General features: G+C 61.4%; 17 protein-coding genes and 1 pseudogene. 3 read left to right on the top strand and 15 right to left on the bottom strand.

The genetic code is table 11. The features are described from left to right. Positions 1 to 127: 127 nt before the first annotated feature. Positions 128 to 445, bottom strand: a pseudogene (locus tag EJD88_RS02950) (GNAT family N-acetyltransferase); the annotation flags it as partial. A 201-nt stretch (positions 446 to 646) separates the two neighbouring features. Here EJD88_RS02950 and EJD88_RS02945 point away from each other — a divergent pair. Next, positions 647 to 1,384 (top strand): ABC transporter substrate-binding protein, encoded by a 738-nt coding sequence (locus tag EJD88_RS02945; protein WP_099585780.1) that lies wholly within the window; start codon positions 647 to 649, stop codon positions 1,382 to 1,384. 4 nt (positions 1,385 to 1,388) lie between these two features. Here the strand turns inward: EJD88_RS02945 and yccS are convergent, their stop codons facing one another. The 10 genes from yccS to betI form a co-directional block, all read right to left on the bottom strand. Further along, entirely contained in the window at positions 1,389 to 3,572 is a 2,184-nt protein-coding gene (gene yccS, locus EJD88_RS02940) for a YccS family putative transporter (RefSeq protein WP_158876721.1), read from the bottom strand. Between the two features lie 221 nt (positions 3,573 to 3,793). Continuing rightward, positions 3,794 to 4,972 (bottom strand): NAD(P)/FAD-dependent oxidoreductase, encoded by a 1,179-nt coding sequence (locus EJD88_RS02935; protein WP_158876719.1) that lies wholly within the window; start codon positions 4,970 to 4,972, stop codon positions 3,794 to 3,796. A gap of 53 nt (positions 4,973 to 5,025) precedes the next feature. Then, a complete protein-coding gene (dbpA, locus tag EJD88_RS02930) occupies positions 5,026 to 6,363 on the bottom strand; it encodes an ATP-dependent RNA helicase DbpA (RefSeq protein WP_244643590.1) in 1,338 nt (445 codons plus the stop codon). 130 nt (positions 6,364 to 6,493) lie between these two features. Further along, positions 6,494 to 7,921, bottom strand: coding sequence for a multidrug transporter subunit MdtD (gene mdtD, locus EJD88_RS02925; RefSeq protein WP_099585776.1), 1,428 nt, complete (start codon positions 7,919 to 7,921; stop codon positions 6,494 to 6,496). A 35-nt stretch (positions 7,922 to 7,956) separates the two neighbouring features. Then, positions 7,957 to 8,847: an alpha/beta fold hydrolase gene (locus tag EJD88_RS02920; RefSeq protein ID WP_158876717.1), complete on the bottom strand. Its 891-nt coding sequence runs from the start codon at positions 8,845 to 8,847 to the stop codon at positions 7,957 to 7,959. Positions 8,848 to 9,037: 190 nt separating this feature from the next. Further along, positions 9,038 to 10,354: a TldD/PmbA family protein gene (locus EJD88_RS02915; RefSeq protein ID WP_158876715.1), complete on the bottom strand. Its 1,317-nt coding sequence runs from the start codon at positions 10,352 to 10,354 to the stop codon at positions 9,038 to 9,040. Continuing rightward, on the bottom strand, positions 10,354 to 11,796 hold the full coding sequence (locus EJD88_RS02910) for a TldD/PmbA family protein (RefSeq protein ID WP_158876713.1): 1,443 nt from the start codon (positions 11,794 to 11,796) through the stop codon (positions 10,354 to 10,356). The genes EJD88_RS02915 and EJD88_RS02910 overlap by 1 nt, the downstream gene beginning before the upstream one ends. Before the next feature lie 196 nt (positions 11,797 to 11,992). Then, positions 11,993 to 13,687, bottom strand: coding sequence for a choline dehydrogenase (betA, locus tag EJD88_RS02905; RefSeq protein WP_099585772.1), 1,695 nt, complete (start codon positions 13,685 to 13,687; stop codon positions 11,993 to 11,995). Positions 13,688 to 13,803: 116 nt separating this feature from the next. Next, positions 13,804 to 15,276, bottom strand: coding sequence for a betaine-aldehyde dehydrogenase (betB, locus tag EJD88_RS02900; RefSeq protein WP_099586236.1), 1,473 nt, complete (start codon positions 15,274 to 15,276; stop codon positions 13,804 to 13,806). 110 nt (positions 15,277 to 15,386) lie between these two features. Continuing rightward, positions 15,387 to 15,980, bottom strand: a complete 594-nt coding sequence (betI, locus tag EJD88_RS02895; RefSeq protein ID WP_032884029.1) for a transcriptional regulator BetI — start codon at positions 15,978 to 15,980, stop codon at positions 15,387 to 15,389. Between the two features lie 389 nt (positions 15,981 to 16,369). On the opposite strand from betI, the gene EJD88_RS02890 reads away from it, so the two are divergent. After that, positions 16,370 to 18,304, top strand: coding sequence for a BCCT family transporter (locus EJD88_RS02890; protein WP_250926185.1), 1,935 nt, complete (start codon positions 16,370 to 16,372; stop codon positions 18,302 to 18,304). 153 nt (positions 18,305 to 18,457) lie between these two features. Here EJD88_RS02890 and choV read toward each other — a convergent pair whose 3' ends face one another. The 4 genes from choV to EJD88_RS02870 all read right to left on the bottom strand — a co-directional run bounded on the left by choV (position 18,458) and on the right by EJD88_RS02870 (position 21,911). Continuing rightward, entirely contained in the window at positions 18,458 to 19,636 is a 1,179-nt protein-coding gene (choV, locus tag EJD88_RS02885) for a choline ABC transporter ATP-binding protein (RefSeq protein ID WP_099585770.1), read from the bottom strand. Beyond that, the gene (gene choW / locus EJD88_RS02880; protein ID WP_010207125.1) at positions 19,633 to 20,478 is read right to left on the bottom strand and encodes a choline ABC transporter permease subunit; all 846 of its coding nucleotides are present in this window, start codon (positions 20,476 to 20,478) and stop codon (positions 19,633 to 19,635) included. Before choW ends, choV begins: the two co-directional genes overlap by 4 nt. Positions 20,479 to 20,551: 73 nt before the next feature. Next, positions 20,552 to 21,499: a choline ABC transporter substrate-binding protein gene (locus tag EJD88_RS02875; RefSeq protein WP_099585769.1), complete on the bottom strand. Its 948-nt coding sequence runs from the start codon at positions 21,497 to 21,499 to the stop codon at positions 20,552 to 20,554. Between the two features lie 196 nt (positions 21,500 to 21,695). Then, the gene (locus EJD88_RS02870) at positions 21,696 to 21,911 is read right to left on the bottom strand and encodes a hypothetical protein (protein ID WP_143522468.1); all 216 of its coding nucleotides are present in this window, start codon (positions 21,909 to 21,911) and stop codon (positions 21,696 to 21,698) included. A 4-nt stretch (positions 21,912 to 21,915) separates the two neighbouring features. Here EJD88_RS02870 and EJD88_RS02865 point away from each other — a divergent pair, with 4 nt between their 5' ends. Then, entirely contained in the window at positions 21,916 to 23,292 is a 1,377-nt protein-coding gene (locus EJD88_RS02865) for an L-serine ammonia-lyase (RefSeq protein WP_158876711.1), read from the top strand. Positions 23,293 to 23,458: the final 166 nt, after the last annotated feature.

The following is a 23,458-nucleotide window of genomic DNA, read 5'->3' as shown; positions in this document are numbered from 1 at the left end:
GCGCTCTGCCAGGCGTTCGCATTGCTGCATGTCCAGGAGCAATCCGAGCGAGGAAGGCTTGATCGAAATGTTGGCTTTTAATCCATTGGCTTGAATCGCTTCAAGCAAATCAATGTAATCGGTCGCCCTCGTCAATCTGCTTGAGCGTTTCTTCCATCATCGTGTGCCCCAGCCCGGTCCCCCGCGCCCCCGACGCGACGATCACCCGGCCAACTACCACATCGCCGCCTTGGGACTCTGGATCCAGCAGGCGCAGGTAGGCCACCAGTTCATCGTCTTTCCAGGCCATCAGGTGGTGGGTGTCGCCCGCCAGGTCTTGCCCGTCGATGTCTTGATAAACGCACTTCTGCTCGACAACGAAGACCTCGCCGCGCAGGCGCAGGATGGCGTACAGCTGCTCCTTGCCCAGGTCAGTGTGATGTTTGCAGACCCAATCGACTGTCATGGTGTGTTCTCACGTGAATGTCTGTTCTGGATAGTAAGCGCGGCGCGCGGTGGTGTCTAAATCAACTATTTTTGTGAGTGAAATCAATTTGCCATCATTGAGTGCATGCGCCAGCCGTTTCTTTGTGTAATCTGAGCTAATGTTAGAACCTCAGGCGCAGCCTGAGCTAAGGCCACCGCCTGTCCGCCAAGGATTTTGAGCATGCCGCGATTGTCTCGTGCCGTTGCTTTGATGGGAGTGTTGTTGCTGGCGACGCCTGCATGTGCACAGCGCCTGCGTCTGGTCGCGGATGCCTGGCCGCCCTTTACCGATGCCACGCTGATCAACGGTGGCTTGGCCACCGATATTGTCAGCACGGCCCTGGCCCGCGCCGGCTATGCCAGTGATTTCGAGCAGGTGCCTTGGGCCCGCGCGCTGATGGGCGTGGGTGACGGGCGCTATGACGTGCTGATCAACGCCTGGTACGACGACGCCCGTACGCAATTGGGGCAGTTCTCCGGCGAATACCTGCTCAACCGCGTGCGCTTTATCAAGCGCCGTGATGATCCCATCGAGTATCAGAACCTGCAGCAACTGCACGACTACCCCATCGCCGTGGTGCGCGGTTATGCGTATTCGGCGGCGTTCGATGGCGATGCGCAGTTGCAGAAAGTCCCTGTGCATAACTTTGCCATGGCTGTGCGGATGCTGGCGGCGCAGCGCGTGCGGCTGACGGTGGAGGATGAATATGTAGCGCGCTTTTACCTGTCACGGGAATCGGCGCGGGTGCGCAATTCGGTGGAGTTCCTGCCCCAGCCGCTGAGTGAAAACAGCCTGCATATCCTGGTGAGCCTGAAGAACCCAGAGCATGCGCAGATTGTCGCGAGCTTTGATCGCGAGATTGCCAAGATGAAGGCTGATGGCAGTTATGCGCGGTTGATGAAGGCTCATGGGATGTAGCGGCCTAAGCCGCGCTGGTGTCCTTGATCAAATGCGCCGCCAATGTTCGCAGCGGCCCTAGCTGCCGACAAATCAACGCCAACTGCGTCTGCACCAACCGCTGCCCTTCATCTATCTCGTCCGGCATCTGCTCCAGGTCCGCCGCCAGGGCTTCCTCGGCGTCGCTCTGGATCGCAATGGGCTGCTTGTTGGCCAATCCTGTCGCGATTTCATCAATGCTCGCCGCGAGTGTTTTGCCCGCGCCGTCAATGAGATGCTCGCGTACTTCGGCCGGCAATTGCGTATCGCGGTGCGCACCGAGCCCTGACAGGTAACTGAGCAAGGTGTGGGACAACACCAGGAAACGGAACCCCACATCCGCTTCCTTACGGAAATGCCCCGGTTCCATCAGCATATTGGCGAGGGTGGTCGACAGCGCCGCGTCGGCGTTGTGCGCGTTGCGGCGGGCCAGGCGGTAGGCCAGGTCGTCGCTCTTGCCGGCAGCGTATTGCTGCATGATCTGGCGCAGGTAGATGCTGTTGCAGGTCAGGGTGTTGGCCAGCACTTTGTTCAGTCGGCGGCCTTGCCAGTCCGGCAGGAACAGGAACACCGCCAGGCCCGCGATCAAGCTGCCGAGCAAGGTGTCGAACAGCCTTGGCAGGAACAGCCCGTAGCCATCCCCCACCTGGTTGAAGCAGAACAGCACCATCAAGGTGATCGCTGCCGTGGCCAGGGTGTAGCGGGTGGTGCGGTTGATAAAGAACACCAGGCCAGCGGCGATGGCGAACATCGACTGCACCAAGGGGTTGGGGAACAGGTCGAACAGCGCCCAGGCCACGGTAAGGCCGATGGCGGTGCCGATAATCCGCTGGCCGAGCTTGCGCCGCGTGGCGCCGTAGTTGGGCTGGCACACAAACAGGGTGGTGAGGATGATCCAGTAACCCTGGGAAGCATGGATGGCGTGCAAGGTGCCGTAGCCGATGGTCAATGCCAGGGACAGGCGCAAGGCGTGGCGGAACAGCAGCGACGTCGGCGTCAGTTGCGTGCGCAGGCGCGTCCACATTTCCCTGAGGTTGCGCGGCGCACGGTCCAGCAGGTTGCTGTCGGTGGCGTCGGCCAGGGCATCCGGGTTGCTCGCATCGCCCAGCAAACGGTCGAGGGTGGACAAGTTGGCCGCCAGCGCGCGCAACGAGCGCAGCAGGCCGCGCCAGGCCGGGTTGCTCTGGATGCGCAGGTGTTCCAGGGAGGCATTCAGGTCGCTGAGGGCTTCGGCGAAGCTGTCGTCATAGATGAACGGTTGGCGCAGTTGGATCGACTCGGCCAGGGCCTGGCAGGCCTTGCCTTGCTGACGCAGCAGGCGCTGGCAGCGGAACAGCACGTCGCTGTGGAAGAACGCATCGGCGAGGGCGTTGTAAGGATAGTGGGAGGAACTGGCGCGTTCGTGGATGTCCTGGGCGAGGAAGTACAGCTTGAGGTAGCGGCTGACCTTCGACCCCGGTCGGCCGTTGCCCACGCGGTGCAGGATGATTTCCTTCGCCGCATTCAGCGCGGCCACCACCCGACCATTTTGCTGGGCCAGTTCCAGGCGGCGCGCTTCCACATCCAACTGGCGGATCGGTTCGAACAACGACGACTTGAGCTTGAGATAGCGCCCCAACTCGCGGAACAACCGCGCCAGGCTCTGCTGCACCGGCTGGTTGGAAAACAGCGCCTGCCACAGCACCGACAACGCGCCGTACCAGGCCGCACCGGCCACCAGCAGCAATGGCTCATGCCAGAAATCACTGACGGCGCCGCCACGCTGGTCCACGCCGATCATGGTGTAGACCGACAAAATCAAGGTGGCCGAGGCAATCGCCCCATAACGTTCGCCCAAGGCGCCGAGCATGGTCAGGCCGAACGTCGCCAGGGCCAGGGAGATGGCGAAAACCCAGGGATAAGGGAACAGCAACTCCACCGACAGCGCGGCGATGCTGAAACACACCAGCGTCACGGCCAGGGCGTTGAGGCGGCCTTGCCAACTGTCGTCGGTCTCGGCCAGGGCACTGGCGATAATCCCCAGGAACAGCGGGATCAGCAGCGTCATTTCATCCTGATACCAGCACAGCGCCATGCTGCCGGTGAGGGCGATGAATACCCGAATGCTGTAGCTGAATTTATCCAGGGCCCACAGGCGCCGCATGGACTGCTTGAACGAGGTCGATGACATGAAGTCGTGAGTCTTCCGGGACGATGCCGTTAAATTGAGCTATCAAGGACGCCACGGCAAGGGTGGTGATCACATCTCACTGCAATTTATTCCCTGGCACACCTCAAATCAAAATGTGGGAGGGGGCTTGCCCCCGATAGCAGTGTGTCAGCCAGAACATCTTTGACTGATACACCGCCATCGGGGGCAAGCCCCCTCCCACATTTGACCGAGTACATCCTCTAGGCGTACTGCGCAGCAGCGTAACCCGACGCCCACGCCCACTGGAAGTTGAACCCACCCAAGTGCCCGGTCACATCCAGCACTTCACCAATGAAGTACAACCCAGGGCTTTTCAGCGACTCCATGGTCTTGGACGACACTTCCCGCGTATCCACCCCGCCCAACGTCACCTCGGCGGTGCGATAACCCTCGGTACCCGCCGGCACCAGCTGCCAACTGCCCAGCTTTTGCGCAATGTCGGCGATCTCCGCGTGGGTGTACTGCTTCATCGGCTTGGACACAAACCACGTCTCTGCCAGCAGGTTGGCCATCTTCTTGGTGAAGATCTCACCCAGCAAGGTTTTCAGCTCGCTGTTGGGGCGCTCGGCCTGTTGCTGTTGCAGCCAGGTGTGGGCGTCGTGGTCGGGCAGCAAGTTGATTTCCACGGTGTCGCCGGATTCCCAATACGAGGAAATCTGCAGGATCGCCGGCCCGCTCAGGCCACGGTGGGTAAACAGGATGTTCTCGCGAAAGCTCTGGTCGTTGCAGCTGACCAGGCAATCCACGGAGGTTCCGGACAACTCGCCGCACAAATCCTTGAGCTGATCGGTGATGGTGAACGGCACCAAGCCTGCGCGGGTCGGCAGCAGTTCGTGGCCGAATTGCCTGGCCACTTGATAACCAAAACCGGTGGCGCCCAGGGTCGGAATCGACAAGCCGCCGGTGGCGATCACCAGGGATTCGCAGCGCAGTTCGCCCAAGGTGGTCTGCAATTGATAACCGCTGTCGACCTTGGCGATTTCCTGCACCGAAGTGTCCAGGTGCATGCTCACGCCCGCCTGGATGCACTCGTCGAGCAGCATGCCGAGGATGTCGCTGGACTTGTTGTCGCAGAACAGCTGGCCGAGCTTCTTCTCGTGATACGGCACGCCGTGCTTGGCCACCAGCCCAATGAAATCCCACTGGGTGTAGCGGGCCAGGGCGGATTTGCAGAAGTGCGCGTTGTGCGAGAGGAAGTTGGCAGGCTCGGTGTACATATTGGTGAAATTGCAGCGGCCACCGCCGGACATCAGGATCTTTTTGCCGGCCTTGTTCGCGTGGTCGATCAACATCACCTTGCGCCCACGCCCGGCGGCGGTCAGCGCACACATCAAGCCTGCGGCGCCGGCGCCAATGATCACAACTTCGGTCGAGCGCAAAACGGTGTCCTCATGCAAATTCTGATTTGGATCTCCATTGGGTTGGAGATTTCTTACAGGATGCGCACGCGCAACGAACGGCCTTTGATCTTGCCGTCATTCAAGCGCTGCAACGCCTGCTTGGCGATGCCACGTTCCACGGCCACGAACGCCTGGAAGTCAAAGATCGCGATCTTGCCGACCTGAGCGCCGGGGATGCCGGCGTCGCCGGTCAGTGCACCGAGGATGTCACCCGGACGCACCTTGTCTTTACGGCCAGCGGCGATGCACAGCGTGCTCATCACCGGCAGCAACGGACCGCCGCTTTGCGGCTTGAGGTTGTCCAGTTGGTCCCAGTTCAGTGGCGACTTCTGCAGTTGCTCGATGGCCTGGGCGCGGTGCGCTTCGGACGGCGCCACCAGGCTGATGGCGATACCGGTCTCGCCCGCACGGCCAGTCCGGCCAACGCGGTGGATGTGGATTTCCGAGTCGCGGGCCAGTTCGACGTTGATCACCATGTCCAGCGCATCAATGTCCAAACCACGGGCGGCGACGTCAGTGGCCACCAGCACTGAGGTGCTGCGGTTGGCGAACATCGCCAGCACCTGGTCACGGTCGCGCTGTTCCAGGTCGCCATGCAGGCCAACGGCGGAAATACCCTTGGCCGTCAGGTGGTCGACGGTTTCCTGCACTTGCTGCTTGGTAAAGCAGAACGCCACGCAGGAGGCCGGGCGGAAGTGCGCCAGCACCTTGGTCACGGCGTCCATGCGTTCTTCCGGCGAGATCTCGAAGAAACGCTGCTCGATCTGGTCATCGGAGTGGAAGGCTTCGGCCTTCACTTGCTGCGGTGCGCGCATGAACTTGGACGCCAACTGCTTGATGCTCACCGGGTAGGTGGCCGAAAACAGCAGGGTCTGGCGGCGTGGCGGGGTCTTGCTGATGATGTCTTCGATGGCGTCGTAGAAGCCCATGTCGAGCATGCGGTCGGCTTCGTCGAGGATCAGCGTGTTCAGGCCGTCCAGCACCAGCGAACCTTTGCGCAGGTGTTGCTGGATGCGGCCCGGAGTGCCGACGATCACGTGGGCGCCGTGTTCAAGGGACGCGATCTGCGGGCCAAGGGACACGCCGCCGCACAGGGTCAGGACCTTGATGTTGTCTTCGGCACGGGCCAGGCGACGGATTTCCTTGGCCACCTGGTCGGCCAGTTCACGGGTCGGGCACATCACCAGCGCCTGGCAGCCGAAGTAGCGCGGGTTGATCGGGTTCAACAGGCCGATGCCGAAGGCTGCGGTCTTGCCGCTGCCGGTCTTGGCCTGGGCAATCAGGTCCAGCCCCTTGAGGATCACCGGCAAGCTTTGCGCCTGGATCTGCGTCATCTCGACATAACCCAGCGAGTCGAGGTTAGCCAGCATGGCGGCGGAGAGCGGCAAAGTATTAAAAGCGGTGGCGATGGTGGTCACGGGACTGGCTCTGCAAAACAAAATGTCGCGCAGTGTACCAGTACCGTGGGAATTTCCCTGCAAGTTCTAGACGAGCCGCCGGTTAATGCTCGATATGTTGGTCCGGATTGGCCACCCGTTTTCCGTCTTTTGGCGACAGTTGCAGGAAGATCGCCGCCGCCAGCATCGCCATGATGCCCACGGTGAGGAAGGTTAATTGGAAGGCGCCGAGGATACTGTCCACTCCATCATTGCCCGCTTCGGCAGTAAACCCGCCGAGCAGCGCACCGGCACAGGCCACGCCCAGGCTAAGGGACAATTGCGCCACCACCGACAGCAAACTGTTGCCGCTGCTGGCCTGGGCGTCGTCGAGGTCGATCAGGGTCACGGTGTTCATCGCGGTAAATTGCAGGGAGTTGATCGCCCCCAGCACCGCGAGCATGCCCAGCAGCAACGGGTAGGGCGTTTGTTCCGTGACCAGGCCCATGCTGGCGAGCATCAGGCCCAGCGCCAGCGTGTTGCCGGTGAGCACGATGCGATAACCCAGGCGCTCGATCAGCGGCCGCGCCACCGACTTGGCAAACATCGCCGCCGCCGCCAGGGGCAGCATGCTCATGCCGGCCTGCGACGGCGAATAGCCCAGCGCCACCTGCAACAGCAGCGGCACCAGGAACGGCAGCGCGCCGCTGCCCAGCCGGGCGAACAGGTTGCCCAGAATGCCCACGGCAAAGGTGCGCGTCTTGAACAGCACCGGCGAGAACAGCGCATTGTCGATATGCCCGGCCCGCAGCCAATACGCCGCCAGGCACGCCAGCCCGCCGAACAGCAGCAACATCACCCGCAGGTGCGGCAGGTGCAGTTCGCCCAGGCCTTCCATGGCGATAGTGATCAGCACCATCGCCGCGCCGAACAGCAGGAAGCCGATGCCATCGAAGCGCGTGCGCTCGCTGCCGCGCAGGTCGGGGATGAATTTCCACACGGCGTAGCAACCGATCATGCCCACCGGCAGGTTGATCAGGAAGATCCAGTGCCAGGTCAGGTATTGCACCATCCAGCCGCCCATGGTCGGGCCGAGCAAGGGGCCGAGCAGGCCGGGAATGGTGATGAACCCCATGATTCGCACCAGCTCGGAGCGTGGGTAAGCACGTAAGACTACAAGCCGGCCCACGGGCAGCATCAACGCACCGCCCAAACCTTGGACCACCCGCGCGCCCACCAGCATGGTCAGGCTGCTGGACAACGCGCACAGCAAGGAGCCGATGCTGAACAGCATGATCGCGCCAAAGAAGATTTTCTTGGTGCCGAAGCGGTCGGCGATCCAGCCCGACGCCGGGATCAGCAGGGCGACGGTGAGCATGTAGGCGATCACCACGCCTTGCATGCGCAGCGGGTTCTCGGCGAGGTCCCGCGCCATGGCCGGCAGTGCGGTGTTCAGAATCGTCCCATCCAGCGACTGCATGAAGAAGGCAATCGCCACCACCCAGGGGAGCCAGCGGGCGGTCTTGGCATCGAGCGGGACGCGATTCGGCATGGGAACCCTTTTGTTAGCAGGCTATGTGTTGGCGATTATGCGCCATCCGTCGCGTTTTTTCCCACTGGCGGTTCGTCTAAGTCCGACAACGTCGCGTGCTCACCCACCAGGTAATTCAGCAGGGCGCGGTGCACCGACAACGCGGCCTCGCGGGACTCCAGATCGAGCAAATGGCCGGTGTGCTCGGCCACGGCAAAGCTGCTGCGCGCCACGTACTGCTTGAACAACTGGGCTTCGGCAGCCGGGGTGTATTCGTCCAGGGCGCCGTTGAGGAAATGCACCGGCGTTTCAATCTGCCGCAGTGCGGGCAGGTAGTTGCCGTCGCCCAGGCCCAGCACCTGATGGATATGAAAGCGCGCCTGCCGGTACTCGGTGGTGGCCATGGTCGACAGGTGCCGATGGTTGTTGCGCTTGAGCCGGGGCGAAAGGTATTTGCCGACCGTCTCGTTGAGCAAGTGGCCGACGGCGGACTTGTCATCGGCCTCGATCAGCACGCGCACACGCTCCACATAGTCGAGCATCGCTTGATTGAGGTTGGGCGCCAGGGCCATCACCACCGAGCTTTCGATGGACGGCGGGTTGTGCGCCAGGGTCAGCAGCGTGGAGATGCCGCCCCAGGAGGCCGACACCAGGTGGTTGACCTCGAAACGCTCGACCAGGGCGCGCAGCATCTGTACTTCGTCGTCCTTGGTCACCAGGTCCAGGTCGGTGTTGTGCTCGCGGGAGTAGCCGGAGAATGGCAAGTCGAACATGAGTACATTGAAATGCTCAGCCAGGCATTTGCTGGTGCGGGCGAAGGAGCGCGTGGTGGACAGCGCGCCATTGACCATCAGCACCGTCTTCTTTTGCGGGTCGTGACCCAGTTGCTCCACGTGAACGTTGTAGTGTTTGAACAGCTTTTGTATGACGAAACTTCCATGGTTCATCGCATCACTTCCGGTGTGTGGCGGTATGCCACTAACCGTTATAACGAGGTTTTTTGCAGGCGACAACAGGCTGCACGGGGAGACGTGTGAGATGGGATTTGGCGGTAGGAATAGGTGAAACGAAGTCTCTGAAATCACGCTAAGCAATGTGGGAGGGGGCAATCCGGCTCCCACATTGGGTTTGCAGTGTTTAGAGGGTTAGCGTCAGGCGTTTTACCAAGGCGCCGGGGAGCAGGTTGGACGCAGTATTGCGCTGCCCATAGGTACTGGCCGACAACAGCAACTCGCGCTCGGCGGTAAGCGCTTCCAACTGCGAACCCAGCAAGCTGTAGACACTGTCATCAAAACGCATGGTGCTGACCGGCGCCTTGATTTCGCCGTCTTCCACCCAGAACGTAGCGAAGCGCGTCATGCCGGTCAGGCGTGCGGCCGGCAGGTCGGAGTAGTTCAGGTACCACAGGTTGCTGATGTACAGGCCGGTGCCCAACTGCTTGAGGATCTCGGCCTGGGCCAGGCTGCCTGCGGCCATCTGCAAGGCGCTGGGGGATTCGTCGCTGCCGGCGCCGTTGGCGCTCAGGTCATATTCGGCGGCGCTGCGCGAGTTCACCAGTTGGCCGTCGGCCTTGCCGGCGTTGATCAGCGTGACATCGCTGCGCGGGTAGCCCTCGCTGGAAAACGCCTGGCTCAGGGAGCCGCTGATCTGTTCGCTCACCGTTACCAGCGGGCTGAGGTGTTGCTCACCGGCGTACAGTTTTTGCAGCGAGCTGCCTTTGCTGGCGATGGCCTGGGCGGAGAAACCACCCCAGGTGATGATGCTGATGATTTCTTCCAGTGCCGCCGGGGCCAGGTAGGCGCGGTACTCTCCGGGTGGCAGGGTATGCAGCGGCCGGCCGAGGAACTCAAGCTGGTCGCGGGCCTGTTGCAAGCGGCGGGCGAATTCCGCGCTGTCCCAGGTATGCCCGGCGTAGCTGGCCTTTACCGCTTCGCCGTTGGCATGGAACAGGCTGAAATCGAAGTTGAAGCTATTGGCCTGGTGCCAGCCGAAGGCTCCGTCGGAACTGGCAAAGCCACGGCTGATCGGCCCGGCGGCATAGATCCCGACCAGGTCCACGCCGTCGGCAGCCTGGCTGATGTCCTCCAGTACGAGGCCCAGGTCGGGCAACGGCTGGGCCTGTTCGTTGTGGCTGTGCCAGGCGTTCTGGTTGAGCAATAGATACGGGTCGAGAGGCAGTAGCGGCAAGGTTTCGCGCAGCTGTTGCAGGCCGGCGGCGAGGCGCTGGCGATCCAGCTCAGGCTCGCCGGCCAGGGTGATGCCAAGGTCGGCATGGCGGCCATCGTTGATCAATTTGAGGTTGAGGCTGGCCTGCTGCACTTGCCCGGCCTGCCGCACCTTGGCGTGGTTGAAGCGCACGAACTCGGACGATTCCGCCGCGTAGCCCAGGTGAAATTGTTCCTTGTCGGTGATGGCTTGCTGGAGCCACTGCACCAATGCCTTGAAGGTCGTCATCAGGCATCTCCCCCAAATACATCTACGTTGCTGAATACGCAGGCTGGCGAGGCGTGGCCGACGCGGATCACCTGGTTGGGTTCACCCTTGCCGCAGTTCGGCGTGCCCAGCACCTTGGAGGTGCTGGCGTCACCCACGGCGCTGAGCTTGCGCCAGAACTGCGCGGAAATCGCCCGGTAGTTGGGGTTCTTCACCACGCCCTTGAGTTCGCCGTTTTCGATCAACTGGCCCCATTCGCAGCCGAACTGGAATTTATTGCGCGCATCGTCGATGGACCAGGAACGGTTGGTCGACATCAGGATGCCGCTTTCGATGCCGCCCACCAACTGCGCGAGGCTCTTGTCACCGGGCTCGATATTCAGGTTGGCCATGCGGTCGATCGGTGCGCGGTTCCAACTGCTGGCGCGGCTGTTGGCCACGCCGCTCATGCCCGATCGGAATTGCGACAGCGCTCCACCCAATGGCTTGATCAACAGCCCTTCGCGGATCAGGAATTGCTTGCTGGCGGCGGTGCCGTCGTCGTCATGGCTGTAGCTGGCGAGTTGCTCGGGAATGTCCGGGTCGAACGTCACGTTGAGCAGCTTGGAGCCGTATTGCAGGTGGCCAAAGTCGCTGGCCTTCACAAAACTGGTGCCGGCGTAGTTGCGCTCGTCGCCGAGGATACGGTCCAGCTCCAGTGGGTGGCCGATGGACTCGTGAATCTGCAGGATCATCTGGTCCGGCATCAGCAGCAGGTCGCGCGGGCCTTGTGGCGTGTTCGGCGCGAGCAGCAGTTGCAGGGCTTCGTCGGCAATGCGCGGCGCGGCGCCGACCAGGCCGAAGCGGTTGATCACCTCAAAGCCGCCTTGCTGGCCGAAGTTACTGCCGCCGAGCGTGCGGGTCTGGCTGTCGTTGCCGTCGAAGGCCGTGACGTTGACGCCGGGGAACACAAAACGCTGGGCCTGGCGCAGTTCGGCGCCGGCCGTGTTGAGGTAGATCTGCTCGACATGGGTCAGGCCGAGGCTTACATCCCAACTGACCAGACGCTCATCCCTGGGCACGGCGGCCGATTCGTCGCCGAGCAGTTGGTAGCAGTCGCTCAGGGACGGAAAGGGCTGGCTGAGGTCGGGCGACAGGTAGTCGGCCACGTCGCTGGACACGTGTTGGTCGCGCAGGTCGAGCAGGGCGTGAGGCTTGATCTGCCGGGCTTGCTGTTCGGCGCGCTCAAGGGCGGCTTGCAGGCCGGCAAGGGAGATATCGTTGGTCGCGGCGTAGGCTTCAACACCGTTGAGACGCACGGTGAGCATAGCGCCTTCGTCGTGGCTCAAGTGGGGCGGTTCGGCGACGTTCTTGCGCACCGACAGGTACTGGCCGGATTCGCGCACGTAGCGCAGGGAGAAGAACTCGGCGCAGGTGCGCAGGGCACTGAAGTGCCGTTTGAGTGTGGCGTGGTGGTCGAACATGGGGCCTTCCTTGTGGGCGGCTCAGCGCAGGCAGGCAGACAGAGTAGGCCTGGGCTGGGAGCTGATCAAGGGAGGTGGTTGTGCGTTGTTTGTTCGGGCCCTATCGGGGGCAAGCCCCCTCCCACATTTGGAATGTATTCACAAATCAAAGTGTGGGAGGGGGCTTGCCCCCGATGGAAGCGCCGCGGTCTATCAGTTACTGCGCAATCTCACGCATCGGCTTGCCGCGCACCGGCGCACCGCCTGCTACATAGTAGTCAGCCGTGCTGCGCGGCAATGGCTGGCGGCCACGGATCTTGTCGGCGATTTTCTCGGCGATCATGATCGTCGGCGCGTTCAGGTTGCCGGTGGTGATGATCGGCATGATCGAAGCATCGACCACACGCAGGCCTTGCATGCCATGCACGCGTCCTTCGCCATCTACCACTGCCATCTCGTCGGTGCCCATCTTGCACGAGCAGGACGGGTGGAACGCGGTCTCGGCGTGCTCGCGGATGAACGTGTCCAACTGCTCATCGGTTTGCACCTCAATCCCCGGGCTGATTTCGCGGCCACGGTATTGATCCAACGCCGGCTGTTGCATGATTTCACGGGTCAGGCGGATGCCATCGCGGAATTCCTGCCAGTCCTGCTCAGTGGCCATGTAGTTGAAGAGGATGCTCGGGTAGTCCCGTGGGTTCTTCGACTTCAGCTGGATGCGGCCACGGCTCGGCGAACGCATGGAGCCCATGTGCGCCTGGAAGCCGTGCTCTTTCACGCCGTTGCTGCCGTTGTAGTTAATCGCGACCGGCAGGAAGTGGTACTGGATGTTCGGCCACTCGAACTCTTCACGGGTACGGATAAAACCGCCCGCTTCGAACTGGTTGCTGGCGCCGATACCGGTGCCGTTGAACAGCCATTCGGCGCCGATCGCCGGCTGGTTGTACCAGAGCAGCGACGGGTACAGCGACACCGGTTGGGTGCACGCATATTGCAGGTACAGCTCAAGGTGGTCCTGCAGGTTTTCACCGACGCCGGGCAGGTCGTGGACCACCGGGATGTCGAGGCTTTCCAGCAATTTGGCCGGGCCGACGCCGGAGCGTTGCAGCAGTTGCGGCGAGGCAATTGCGCCGCTGCACACCAGCACTTCTTTGCGCGCACGGGCTTCAACACGCTCTTCAGCCGCGCCGATCAGGTAACGCACGCCAACGGCACGCTTGCCTTCGAACAGCACTTTGTCGGTGAGGGCGTGGGTGACAATGGTCAGGGTCGAACGCTTCTTGGCGGTGTCCAGGTAACCGCGTGCGGTACTGGCGCGACGGCCGTTCGGCGTGACGGTGCGGTCCATCGGGCCGAAACCTTCCTGCTGATAGCCGTTCAAGTCTTCGGTACGCGGGTAACCGGCCTGCACGCCCGCTTCAACCATGGCGTGGAACAGTGGATTGTTGCCGGCTTTAGGCGTGGTCACGCTGACCGGGCCATCGCCGCCGTGCCAGTCGTTGGGGCCGATATCGCGGGTTTCGGCCTTGCGGAAATACGGCAGGCAGTCGAGGTAGGTCCAGTTTTCCAGGCCTGGCAGCTTCGACCAGTTGTCGTAGTCCATGGCGTTGCCACGGATGTAGCACATGCCGTTGATCAGCGAGGAGCCGCCGAGGCCTTTGCCGCGACCGCACTCCATCCGGCGGCCGTCCATGTGTGGCTCTGGATCGGTCTCGTAGGCCCAGTTGTAGCGGCGGCCCTGCAGCGGGAAGGCCAGGGCGGCGGGCATCTGGGTACGGAAGTCCATGCGGTAGTCGGGGCCGCCGGCTTCCAGCAGCAGGACGGTGACGCCTTCGTCTTCGGTCAGACGGGTCGCCAGGGTGTTACCGGCAGAGCCGGCACCCACAATGATGTAGTCGTATTCTTGGGACATAAATGCACCCTCTTTGGAGATGGTCAGGTCAGTCAAACAGTGGTGTCCGGGATGGGGCTGCTGCGCAGCCCGGCGCGGGGCAAGCCCGCTCACCACAAAGGCGAATCCCGGATCTGTTAGAACACCGAGGCGTAATCGCCCAGCTCAACCTGTACCGATTTGATGCGGGTGAAGTTGTTCAGCGAGCTGATGCCGTTCTCACGACCCACACCGGATTGTTTGTAGCCACCGACCGGCATTTTCGCGTCGGACTCGCCCCAGGCGTTGATCCAGCAGATACCGGCTTCCAACTGATGAATCACGCGGTGGGCGCGGTTCAGGTCCTTGGTGACCAGGCCGGCAGCCAGGCCGAAGTCGGTGTCGTTGGCGCGACGGATCACTTCTTCTTCAGTCTCGTAGGTGAGGATGCTCATCACCGGGCCGAAGATTTCTTCACGCACGATCACCATGTCGTCGGTGCAGTCGGTGAACACAGTCGGTGCCACGAACGCGCCTTTGGCGAAGTCGCCGTCGGTCAGGCGGTCGCCGCCGCACAGCAGGCGGGCGCCTTGCTCTTTGCCTTTGGCGATGTAGCCGAGCACGCTTTCCATGTGGGCGAAGCTGACTAGCGGGCCGAAGTTGGTGTTTTCGTCTTCAGGGTTGCCGACGCGGATGCGCGCAACACGCTCGACGATCTTGGCTTCAAAGGCTGCTTGCAGGTGCTTTGGAACAAACACGCGTGTGCCGTTGGTGCAGACCTGGCCGGAGCTGTAGAAGTTGGCCATCATCGCGGTGTCGGCGGCGCGGTCGAGGTCGGCGTCGTCGAAGATGATCAGTGGGGACTTGCCGCCCAGTTCCATGGTCACGTCTTTGAGCGAAGAGCTCGACGCGCTGGCCATGACTTTCTTGCCGGTGTCGGTGCCGCCGGTGAACGAGATTTTCTCGATGCGCGGGTGCTCGGTCAGCCAGGTGCCGACTTCACGGCCGCTGCCGGTCAGGACGTTGAAAACACCGTCTGGAACACCGGCTTCGGTGTAGATCTCGGCCAGTTTCAGGGTGGTCAGCGACGTCACTTCGCTTGGCTTGAAGATCATCGCGTTACCGGCAGCCAGGGCCGGTGCGGATTTCCACAGGGCGATCTGGATTGGGTAGTTCCACGCGCCGATACCGGCAACCACACCCAGTGGCTCGCGGCGGGTGTAGACGAAGGCAGTGTCGCGCAACGGGATCTGCTCGCCTTCGATGGCCGGCACCAGGCCTGCGTAGTATTCCAGCACGTCGGCGCCAGTGACGATGTCGACGTACTTGGTTTCGGAGAAGGCTTTACCGGTGTCCAGGGTTTCCAGGGCGGCCAGCTCATCGTTGCGCTCGCGCAGGATGTCCACGGCACGACGCAGGATGCGCGAACGCTCCATGGCGGTCATGGCGGCCCAGATTTTCTGGCCTTTCTCGGCGCTGACCACGGCACGTTCAACGTCTTCTTTCGTTGCGCGTTGCACTTGGGCGAGAACTTCACCGTTAGCCGGGTTGATGGCTTCGAAGGTGGCATCGCTGCCAGCGTCGCTGTAGCCGCCGTCAATGTAGAGTTTTTGCAGTTCGAAACGGGCCATAAAGTCCTCGCAAGTGCATAAGTGGTTGGCGTTGACCGCCGCCAAGTGGGCCATAAGGGTGTGGCAACACTGAGCGACGGCAGTTCAGGGGTTGAGCGGTTATGTGTGCTCTAACTCACCTGCTTGGCCAATTGGAAATCCATGTATTCGTAAGCGATCCGTTGCGCCTGCGCTGTGTCGAAAGCGTCTCCCGACAGGGCGCCGCGCAACCACAAACCGTCGATCAGGGCCGCCAGGCCTCGGGCTGCTTTGCGTGCGTGCGGCAGCGGCAGCGTTCGGCGGAACTGGCAGCACAGGTTGGAATACAGACGTTGATCGTTGATCCGCTGCAACCTGTGCAATGACGGGTGGTGCATGCTGGTGGCCCAGAAGGCCAACCAGGTTTTCATTGCCGGGCCGTTGACCTGGCTGGCATCGAAGTTGCCCTCGATGATCACCTGAAGATGTGCCCGTGGGCTGTCGTCCGTGAGCGCAAGCCTGCGTTCGTGGACGTTCTCAATCAGCGCGTTCATCAAGTAGCGCATCGTCGCTGCAATAAGGCCGTTCTTGTCCTTGAAGTAGTGACTGATGATGCCGTTCGAAACGCCGGCCAGACGGGCGATCAGCGCAATGCTGGCATCGCCCATCCCGACCTGATCGATGGCCGTCAGCGTGGCTTCGATCAACTGCTGGCGGCGTATGGGTTGCATACCGACCTTGGGCATGTAGCACCTCTCCTTAGGCCTGCCGATGGGCGATGAACGTCCGTCGGCTTGATGGCCAGTCTATTTTGTTTTGATTGAACGTTCAATCAACAAAGAATAAGCTCTGCGACAAATGGTCGCTGCCTACAGGTATTTCCTACCCGGGAGCTGCGACATCTGACACCTGGAAAACCCTTGAAACAGGCCACCTGAGCGCCTGGCACCGCATCGACGGGGCGCAAGAATTTTCGGGGTGTCTTTATAACACCCGTCCGTCGACTGCCGAAAAATCGATGGCCTGGGATAACCGTTGCCTTGTGTTTCTCTCTCGCACTGCCCGGAGCATCTGCGCCATGAGTTCTGCCTCTCTTATAAAGACCCCGCCGGAAAAGGTGCGGGTCAACGGTTGGGTGTTCTACACCTCCACCGCGCTGATCCTGTTGTTGACCGCCATCCTGATCATCGCCCCGCAGGAGGCCGGGCGCATGCTCGGCATTGCCCAGGCGTGGCTGTCGAAAAGCTTCGGCTGGTACTACATGGTGGTCATCGCCGCTTACCTGGTATTCGTGGTGGGCCTGGCGTTTTCGTCCTACGGCAAGTTGAAACTGGGCAGCAAGGACGACACGCCGGATTTCAGCTACGGCGCCTGGGCCGGCATGCTGTTCTCGTCGGGCATCGGCATCTCGTTGCTGTACTTCGGCGCCTCGGAGCCGTTGGATCACTACTTCAACCCGCCCGAAGGCGCGGCCGCCAGCAATGGTGCGGCGCGTCAGGCGTTGCAACTGACCTTCCTGCATTGGGGCCTGCATGGCTGGGCGATCTATGCCTTGGTCGGCCTGGCCGTGGCCTACTTTGCCTACCGCCACAACCAGCCGCTGGCCTTGCGCTCGGCGTTGTACCCGCTGATGGGCGAGCGCTGGGTCAAAGGTGCGGCTGGCCACGCGGTGGACGGTTTCGGCATGTTCGTGACCCTGCTGGGTCTGGTGACCAACCTGGGGATTGGCTCGCTGCAAGTGTCGTCCGGGCTGGAAAACCTGTTCGGCATGGAACACAGCAACACCAACCTGCTGATCGTGATCATCGTGATGAGCACCGTGGCGACCATCGCCGCCGTGTCGGGTGTGGAGAACGGCATTCGTCGATTGTCCAACCTCAACATCGTGCTGTTCAGCGGTTTGCTGATCTTTGTGCTGCTGTTCGGCCCGACCCTGCACCTGCTCAATGGCCTGGTGCAGAACACCGGTGACTACCTCAACGGCATCGTGCTGAAAACCTTCGACCTGTATGTGTACGAAGGCGACGGTGAGAAGACCGAGCGCTGGATGGGCCTGTGGACCCTGTTCTACTGGGCCTGGTGGATTTCCTGGGCGCCATTCGTAGGCATGTTCATCGCGCGTATTTCCCGTGGTCGTACGGTGCGCGAACTGGTGGCCGGCGTGCTGCTGATCCCGCTGGGCTTTACCCTGGCGTGGCTGTCGATCTTCGGTAACTCGGCGCTGGACCTGGTGCTGAACCAGGGGGCGGTGGAGTTGGGCAAGACGGCCCTGGAACAACCGTCCATGGCGATCTACCAACTGCTGGAGCACTACCCGGCGTCCAAAATCGTCATCGGTGTGTCGATCTTTGTGGGCTTCGTGCTGTTCCTGACCCCGGCGGATTCCGGCGCGGTGATGATGGCCAACCTTTCGTGCAAAGGCGGCAACGTGGATGAAGATGCGCCGCACTGGCTGCGGATCTTCTGGTCGGCGGTGATCACCCTGGTGACCATCGGCCTGCTGTTTGCCGGCAACTTCGAAGCCATGCAAACCATGGTGGTGTTGGCGGGGCTGCCGTTTTCGGTGGTGCTGATTTTCTTCATGTTCGGTTTGCACAAGGCCATGCGCCAGGACGCGGCGATCGAACAGGAGCAGGCGCAATTGGCTGAACGTGGGCGTCGTGGTTTCAGCGAGCGTTTGACCGCCCTGGACCTGCAACCGAGCCAGGCCACCGTGCAGCGCTTTATGGACAAGCACGTAACGCCGGCGCTGGAAGAAGCCGCGATTGCGCTGCGTGATCAGGGGCTGGAAGTGCAGACGCTGCTGGGTAAATCCAAGCGCTGCATCGGTGTGCGGATCGAGATGGAAGAGGGCAACCCGTTTGTCTACGAAGTGAGCCTGGACGCTTACTCGGCGGCGCCGAGCGACTTGCCTGAAGAAGAACGCACCCGCTATTACCGTGCCGAGGTGTACCTGCACAACGGGCCTCAAGAGTACGACCTGATGGGCTTCGCCCAGGAGCAGATTACCCGGGACGTGCTCGATCAGTTTGAAAGCCATCGGCAGCTCCTTGGCCGTGTCTATAGCTGATAGTTGAAAGCCTTGTGGTGTCCTCACTGACACCATTGATTTCAAATGTGGGAGGGGGCTTGCCCCCGATAGCAGTGTGTCAGTCAGTACATTTGTTACTGATGCACCGCCATCGGGGGCAAGCCCCCTCCCACATTGGTTTTGCAGTGTTTGTTAGCCCAGGTTCTTGCCGAGGAGGGCGTGATACAGCTCGCTGTCTCCCAGAATCCCCACCACCTTGTTGTTGTCATGCAACACCAGCTTATTCCCCGTCTGGTAGCGAATCTGCAACGCATCGCGCATGCCGATATTCGAGTCCACCAGCGTCGGCACCCGGCCTAAACCTTCAACCGCTTGCCCCGGCGCCCAGTTCTGCAGGTTCATCACCACGCCATTCTGGCGAGCGCCCTGGATGGTGTTGCCTTCGGCCAGGTCCAGCCACGAGTCGCCGCCCGGATCGAGGCACACCGAACCATTCACACGTTTGCAGTTGTCCAGCGTGCGCATCAGGCTGCGGCCGCAGAGCACGTTCAGCGGGTTGGTATGGGCGACGAAGGTGCGCACATAGTCGTCCGCCGGGTTGAGTACGATCTCTTCCGGCACGCTGTACTGGATGATCTTGCCGTCTTTCATGATCGCGATGCGGCTGCCCAGCTTGAGCGCCTCGTCGAGGTCGTGACTCACGAACACGATGGTCTTGCTCAGCTTGCGTTGCAGTTCCAGCAACTCGTCCTGCAAACCCTGGCGGATCAGCGGGTCGAGGGCGGAGAAGGGTTCATCCATCAGCAGGATGTCGGCGTCCATCGCCAAGGCGCGGGCCAGGCCGACGCGCTGTTGCATGCCACCCGAGAGCTCGTCCGGCTTCTTGTTGCGCCACTGGGTCAGGCCCACCAGCTCAAGTTTCTCGTCCACCAGCTTGCGCCGTTCTTTCTCGGGACGGCCCTGCATTTCCAGGCCGAAGCTGATGTTTTCGCGCACCGTCAGCCACGGCATCAGGGCGAACTTCTGGAACACCATGGCGATGCGCTTGGTGCGCATCATTTTCAGCTCGGCCGGGGTGCAGGAGGCGATGTCGATCTGGCGACCTTCATGCTCTACAAACAACTGGCCACGGCTGACGGTGTTGAGGCCGTTGATGCAGCGCAGCAGGCTCGACTTGCCGGAGCCCGACAGGCCCATCAGCACGCAGATTTCGCCTTTCTGTACATCCAGGCTGGCTTTTTCCACGCCGACGATCTGCCCGGTCTTTTTCAGGATCTCGTTACGGCTCATGCCCTGATCCAGCAGCTTGAGGGCTTCGCGTGGGTCTTTGGAGAAGATCACATCGACATTGTCGAATCGGATAATGCTCATGCATCACCCCCTACTTTGGCGTCGGGTTGTTTGCAGATGCGGTCGAGCATGATGGCCAGCAGCACGATCGCCAGGCCCGCTTCAAAGCCCAGGGCGATGTCGGCGGTGTTCAGCGCGTTGACCACCGGCTTGCCGAGGCCATCGGCGCCGACCAGCGCGGCGATCACCACCATCGACAGCGACAGCATGATGCATTGGGTAATGCCGGCGGCAATGCTCGGCATGGCGTGGGGCAGTTCAATGCGCGAGAGCAACTGACGGCGCGAGCAGCCAAAGGCCTTGCCGGCGTCCATCAACTCTTGCGGTACATCACGGATACCCAGGTAGGTCAGGCGGATCGGCGCGGCAATCGCGAACACCACCGTGGAGATCAACCCAGGCACCACACCCAGCCCGAAGAGGGTCAGGGTAGGGATGAGGTAGACGAAGGTCGGTACGGTCTGCATCAGATCGAGCACCGGCCGCATCATGGTGTAGAACATCGGTTTGTGCGCGGCAACAATGCCCAGCGGCACGCCGATGACCACGCAGACCAGGGTGGCGAACAGCACCTGCGCCAGGGTCTCCATGGTTTCCTGCCAGTACCCCAGGTTGAGGATCAGCAGGAAGGAGGCAATGACAAAAACAGTCAGTCCCCATTTACGTTGAATAAAGTGAGCCAGCAGCGCAATCAGACCGATCAATGCCAGCGGATTGAACCAGGTCAGCGCAAACGTCACGCCGTGGATCATCGTTTCCAGTGTCGATGCGATTGCGTCGAAGTAGTTGGCGCCGTGTTGGGTCAACCATTCGACGAAGGCAGCGATGTACTGGCCTAGTGGGATTTTCTGTTCAGTCAGCATGGTAGTGAATGTCCACATGCGAAGAGGGAAAACATCCCGGGGCAGCGCACCGCCCCGGGGACAACGGCGTTACTTACTTGTCGAGGTACGCTTTTACGGCAGCAAGGCCAGGTTGGCCGTCAACGGTGGTGACACCGGCGAGCCAGGTGTCGAGGACTTGCGGGTTTTTCTTCAGCCAGGCCTTGGCCGCTGCATCGGGCTTCATCTTGTCGTCCAGGACGTTACCCATGAGGGTGCTTTCCATGTTCAGGGTGAACGACAGGTTTTTCAGCAGTTGGCCAACGTTGCTGCATTCCTGGGTGTAGCCCTTGCGGACGTTGGTGTAGATGGTGGCCTGGCCGTAGTTGGGGCCGAACGAATCGTCACCCCCGGTCAGGTACTTCATCTTGAAGCGGGTGTTCATCGGGTGCGGTTCCCAGCCGAGGAACACGATGGCCTGGTCGCGCTTGGAGGCGCGCTCAACCTGGGAGAGCATGCCGGCTTCGCTGGATTCGACCACTTTGAAACCGGCGGTTTTCAAGCCGAAGGCGTCTTTGTCGATCAACGTCTGGATGGTGCGGTTGCCGTCGTTACCCGGCTCGATGCCGTAGATCTTGCCGCCCAGCTCATCCTTGAATTTGGCGATATCGGCGAAGTCTTTCAGGCCCTTGTTGTACAGCGCTTCGGGGACCGCCAGGGTGTACTTGGCGTTCTCCAGGTTGGCGCGCACGGTTTCCACGGTGCCGGCATCGCGGTACTGCTTGATGTCGTTTTCCATGGTCGGCATCCAGTTGCCGAGGAAGATGTCCATGTTCTTGCCGTCGGCCAGGGACTTGTAGGTCACTGGTACCGAAATCATCGTGGTACGCGGCTTGTAGCCCAGGCCCTTGAGGACTTCGCTGGTGGTCGCGGTGGTGACGGTGATGTCGGTCCAGCCGACATCGGAGAAGTTGACGGTCTTGCACTGTTCCGGTTCTGCAGCGTGTGCCATGACTGGCAGACTCAGCATGGCGGCCAACAACAACGAGGGTGAACCTTTCATCTGGGTAGACTCCTGTGTTTTTTCTGGCGGCTTGCGCCGCGCTTTATAAGGGTTGCGGTTGGAGCGTGCGACAACAGCTCTGCCACGGTGCCTTGCCAACGAGTCGAGACTGATCATGTACCAGTGAAAATCTGACGCCTACAGGGGGCGTCGTATCCAGTACAGGGAGGGTCGTATCCAGTGTCGGTGACGTCGCTTACAGGTTTTTCCCAAGGTAAAACCGCAGTTTTTGCCCATCTGCACCGCTGAAAACGGCCAAAACAGGTGTTCGCACGCGTGCGACGCTGGTGAGCATGGGTGCGTCGGTGTGAGACGCCGTGACGGCAGATAAAACCTTGATGATGCCGCCATCTGGGCGATCTGAGCGTAGCAGCTCGTTCAAGCCCGGCCCGTGCTTATCGAGGAGTTTCACGTTAATGGCTATCAGCGTTTTCGACCTGTTCAAGATCGGCATCGGGCCTTCGAGTTCTCACACCGTCGGCCCCATGCGCGCCGCGGCGTTGTTCGTCCAGGCACTGCGTGAACGTGAATTGTTGGAACAAGTACGGCGCGTCGAAGTTCAGCTGTATGGCTCGTTGTCGGCCACCGGCATCGGCCACGGCAGCGACACCGCCACGATCATGGGCCTGATGGGCGAATGGCCGGACGCAATCGATCCCGGGCAAATCGGCGTGCGCATCCACACCCTGCGCGAAACCGACACCCTGCTGCTGGACGGGCGTTTGCCGGTGCCATTCGTGTGGGCACGGGACATGCGTCTGCTCGACGAAAATCTGCCCTTTCACCCCAATGCCATGACCTTGGTGGTGTCCGGTGATGACGGCGAGTTGTACCGCGACACCTATTACTCGGTCGGCGGCGGTTTTGTGGTGGATGAAGCCCAGGCGCAAAGCGGCGTGGCGGACATGGACCGCACCGTGCTGCCCTATGATTTTTCCAGCGCGGTGGAGCTGTTGCAGCTGTGCAAGACCCACAACCTGCGCGTCGCCCAATTGATGATGGCCAATGAAAAGGTCTGGCGCTCCGAAGAAGAGATCCGCAGCGGCCTGATGAAACTCTGGCGCGCCATGCAGGACTGCGTGGAGCAGGGCCTCAAGCACGAAGGCATCCTGCCTGGGGGCCTCAATGTGCGCCGCCGTGCCGCCAAGTTGCACCGCAGCTTGCAGGAGCTGGGCAAACCCAATGTGATCGGCTCGACCTTGAGCGCCATGGAGTGGGTCAACCTGTTTGCCCTGGCGGTCAACGAAGAAAACGCTGCCGGTGGTCGCATGGTCACCGCCCCTACCAACGGTGCGGCGGGGATTATTCCGGCCGTGCTGCACTACTTCATGAAATTCAGCGACGAAGTCACCGAAGCCAACGTGGTCGACTACCTGCTCAGCGCGGCGGCGGTGGGGATTCTGTGCAAGAAGAACGCTTCGATATCCGGCGCCGAAGTCGGCTGCCAGGGTGAAGTGGGTTCCGCGTGCGCCATGGCCGCGGCCGGGCTGGCCGAGATCCTCGGCGCCACGCCGGAACAACTGTGCAACGCCGCCGAAATCGGCCTGGAGCACAACCTCGGCCTGACCTGCGACCCGGTGGGCGGGCTGGTGCAAGTGCCGTGCATCGAGCGCAACGCGATTGCGGCGGTGAAAGCGATCAACGCGGCGCAAATGGCCTTGCGTGGCGATGGGCAGCACTTTATCTCCCTGGACCGGGTGATCCGCACCATGCGCGATACCGGCGCGGACATGCATGACAAGTACAAAGAGACGTCGCGGGGTGGCTTGGCGGTCAGCGCGGTGGAGTGCTGAGACCGAGTTGCTGCTAATCGGGGGCTTGCCCCCGATAGCCATAGGTATCTACACAACTTCCTGTGGATGCTGAATCTATAGCAACTGGGCTGTTGTGGTGAGCGGGCTTGTCCCGCGCTGGGCTGCGAAGCAGCCCCATCAAAGCCACCGCGTTTTTTCAGAAAAA

Origin of the sequence: Pseudomonas sp. PB105, assembly GCF_009764655.1 — a bacterium.
GTDB lineage: Bacteria > Pseudomonadota > Gammaproteobacteria > Pseudomonadales > Pseudomonadaceae > Aquipseudomonas > Aquipseudomonas cyclaminis.
This window is presented reverse-complemented; position numbering and strand designations above follow the sequence as displayed.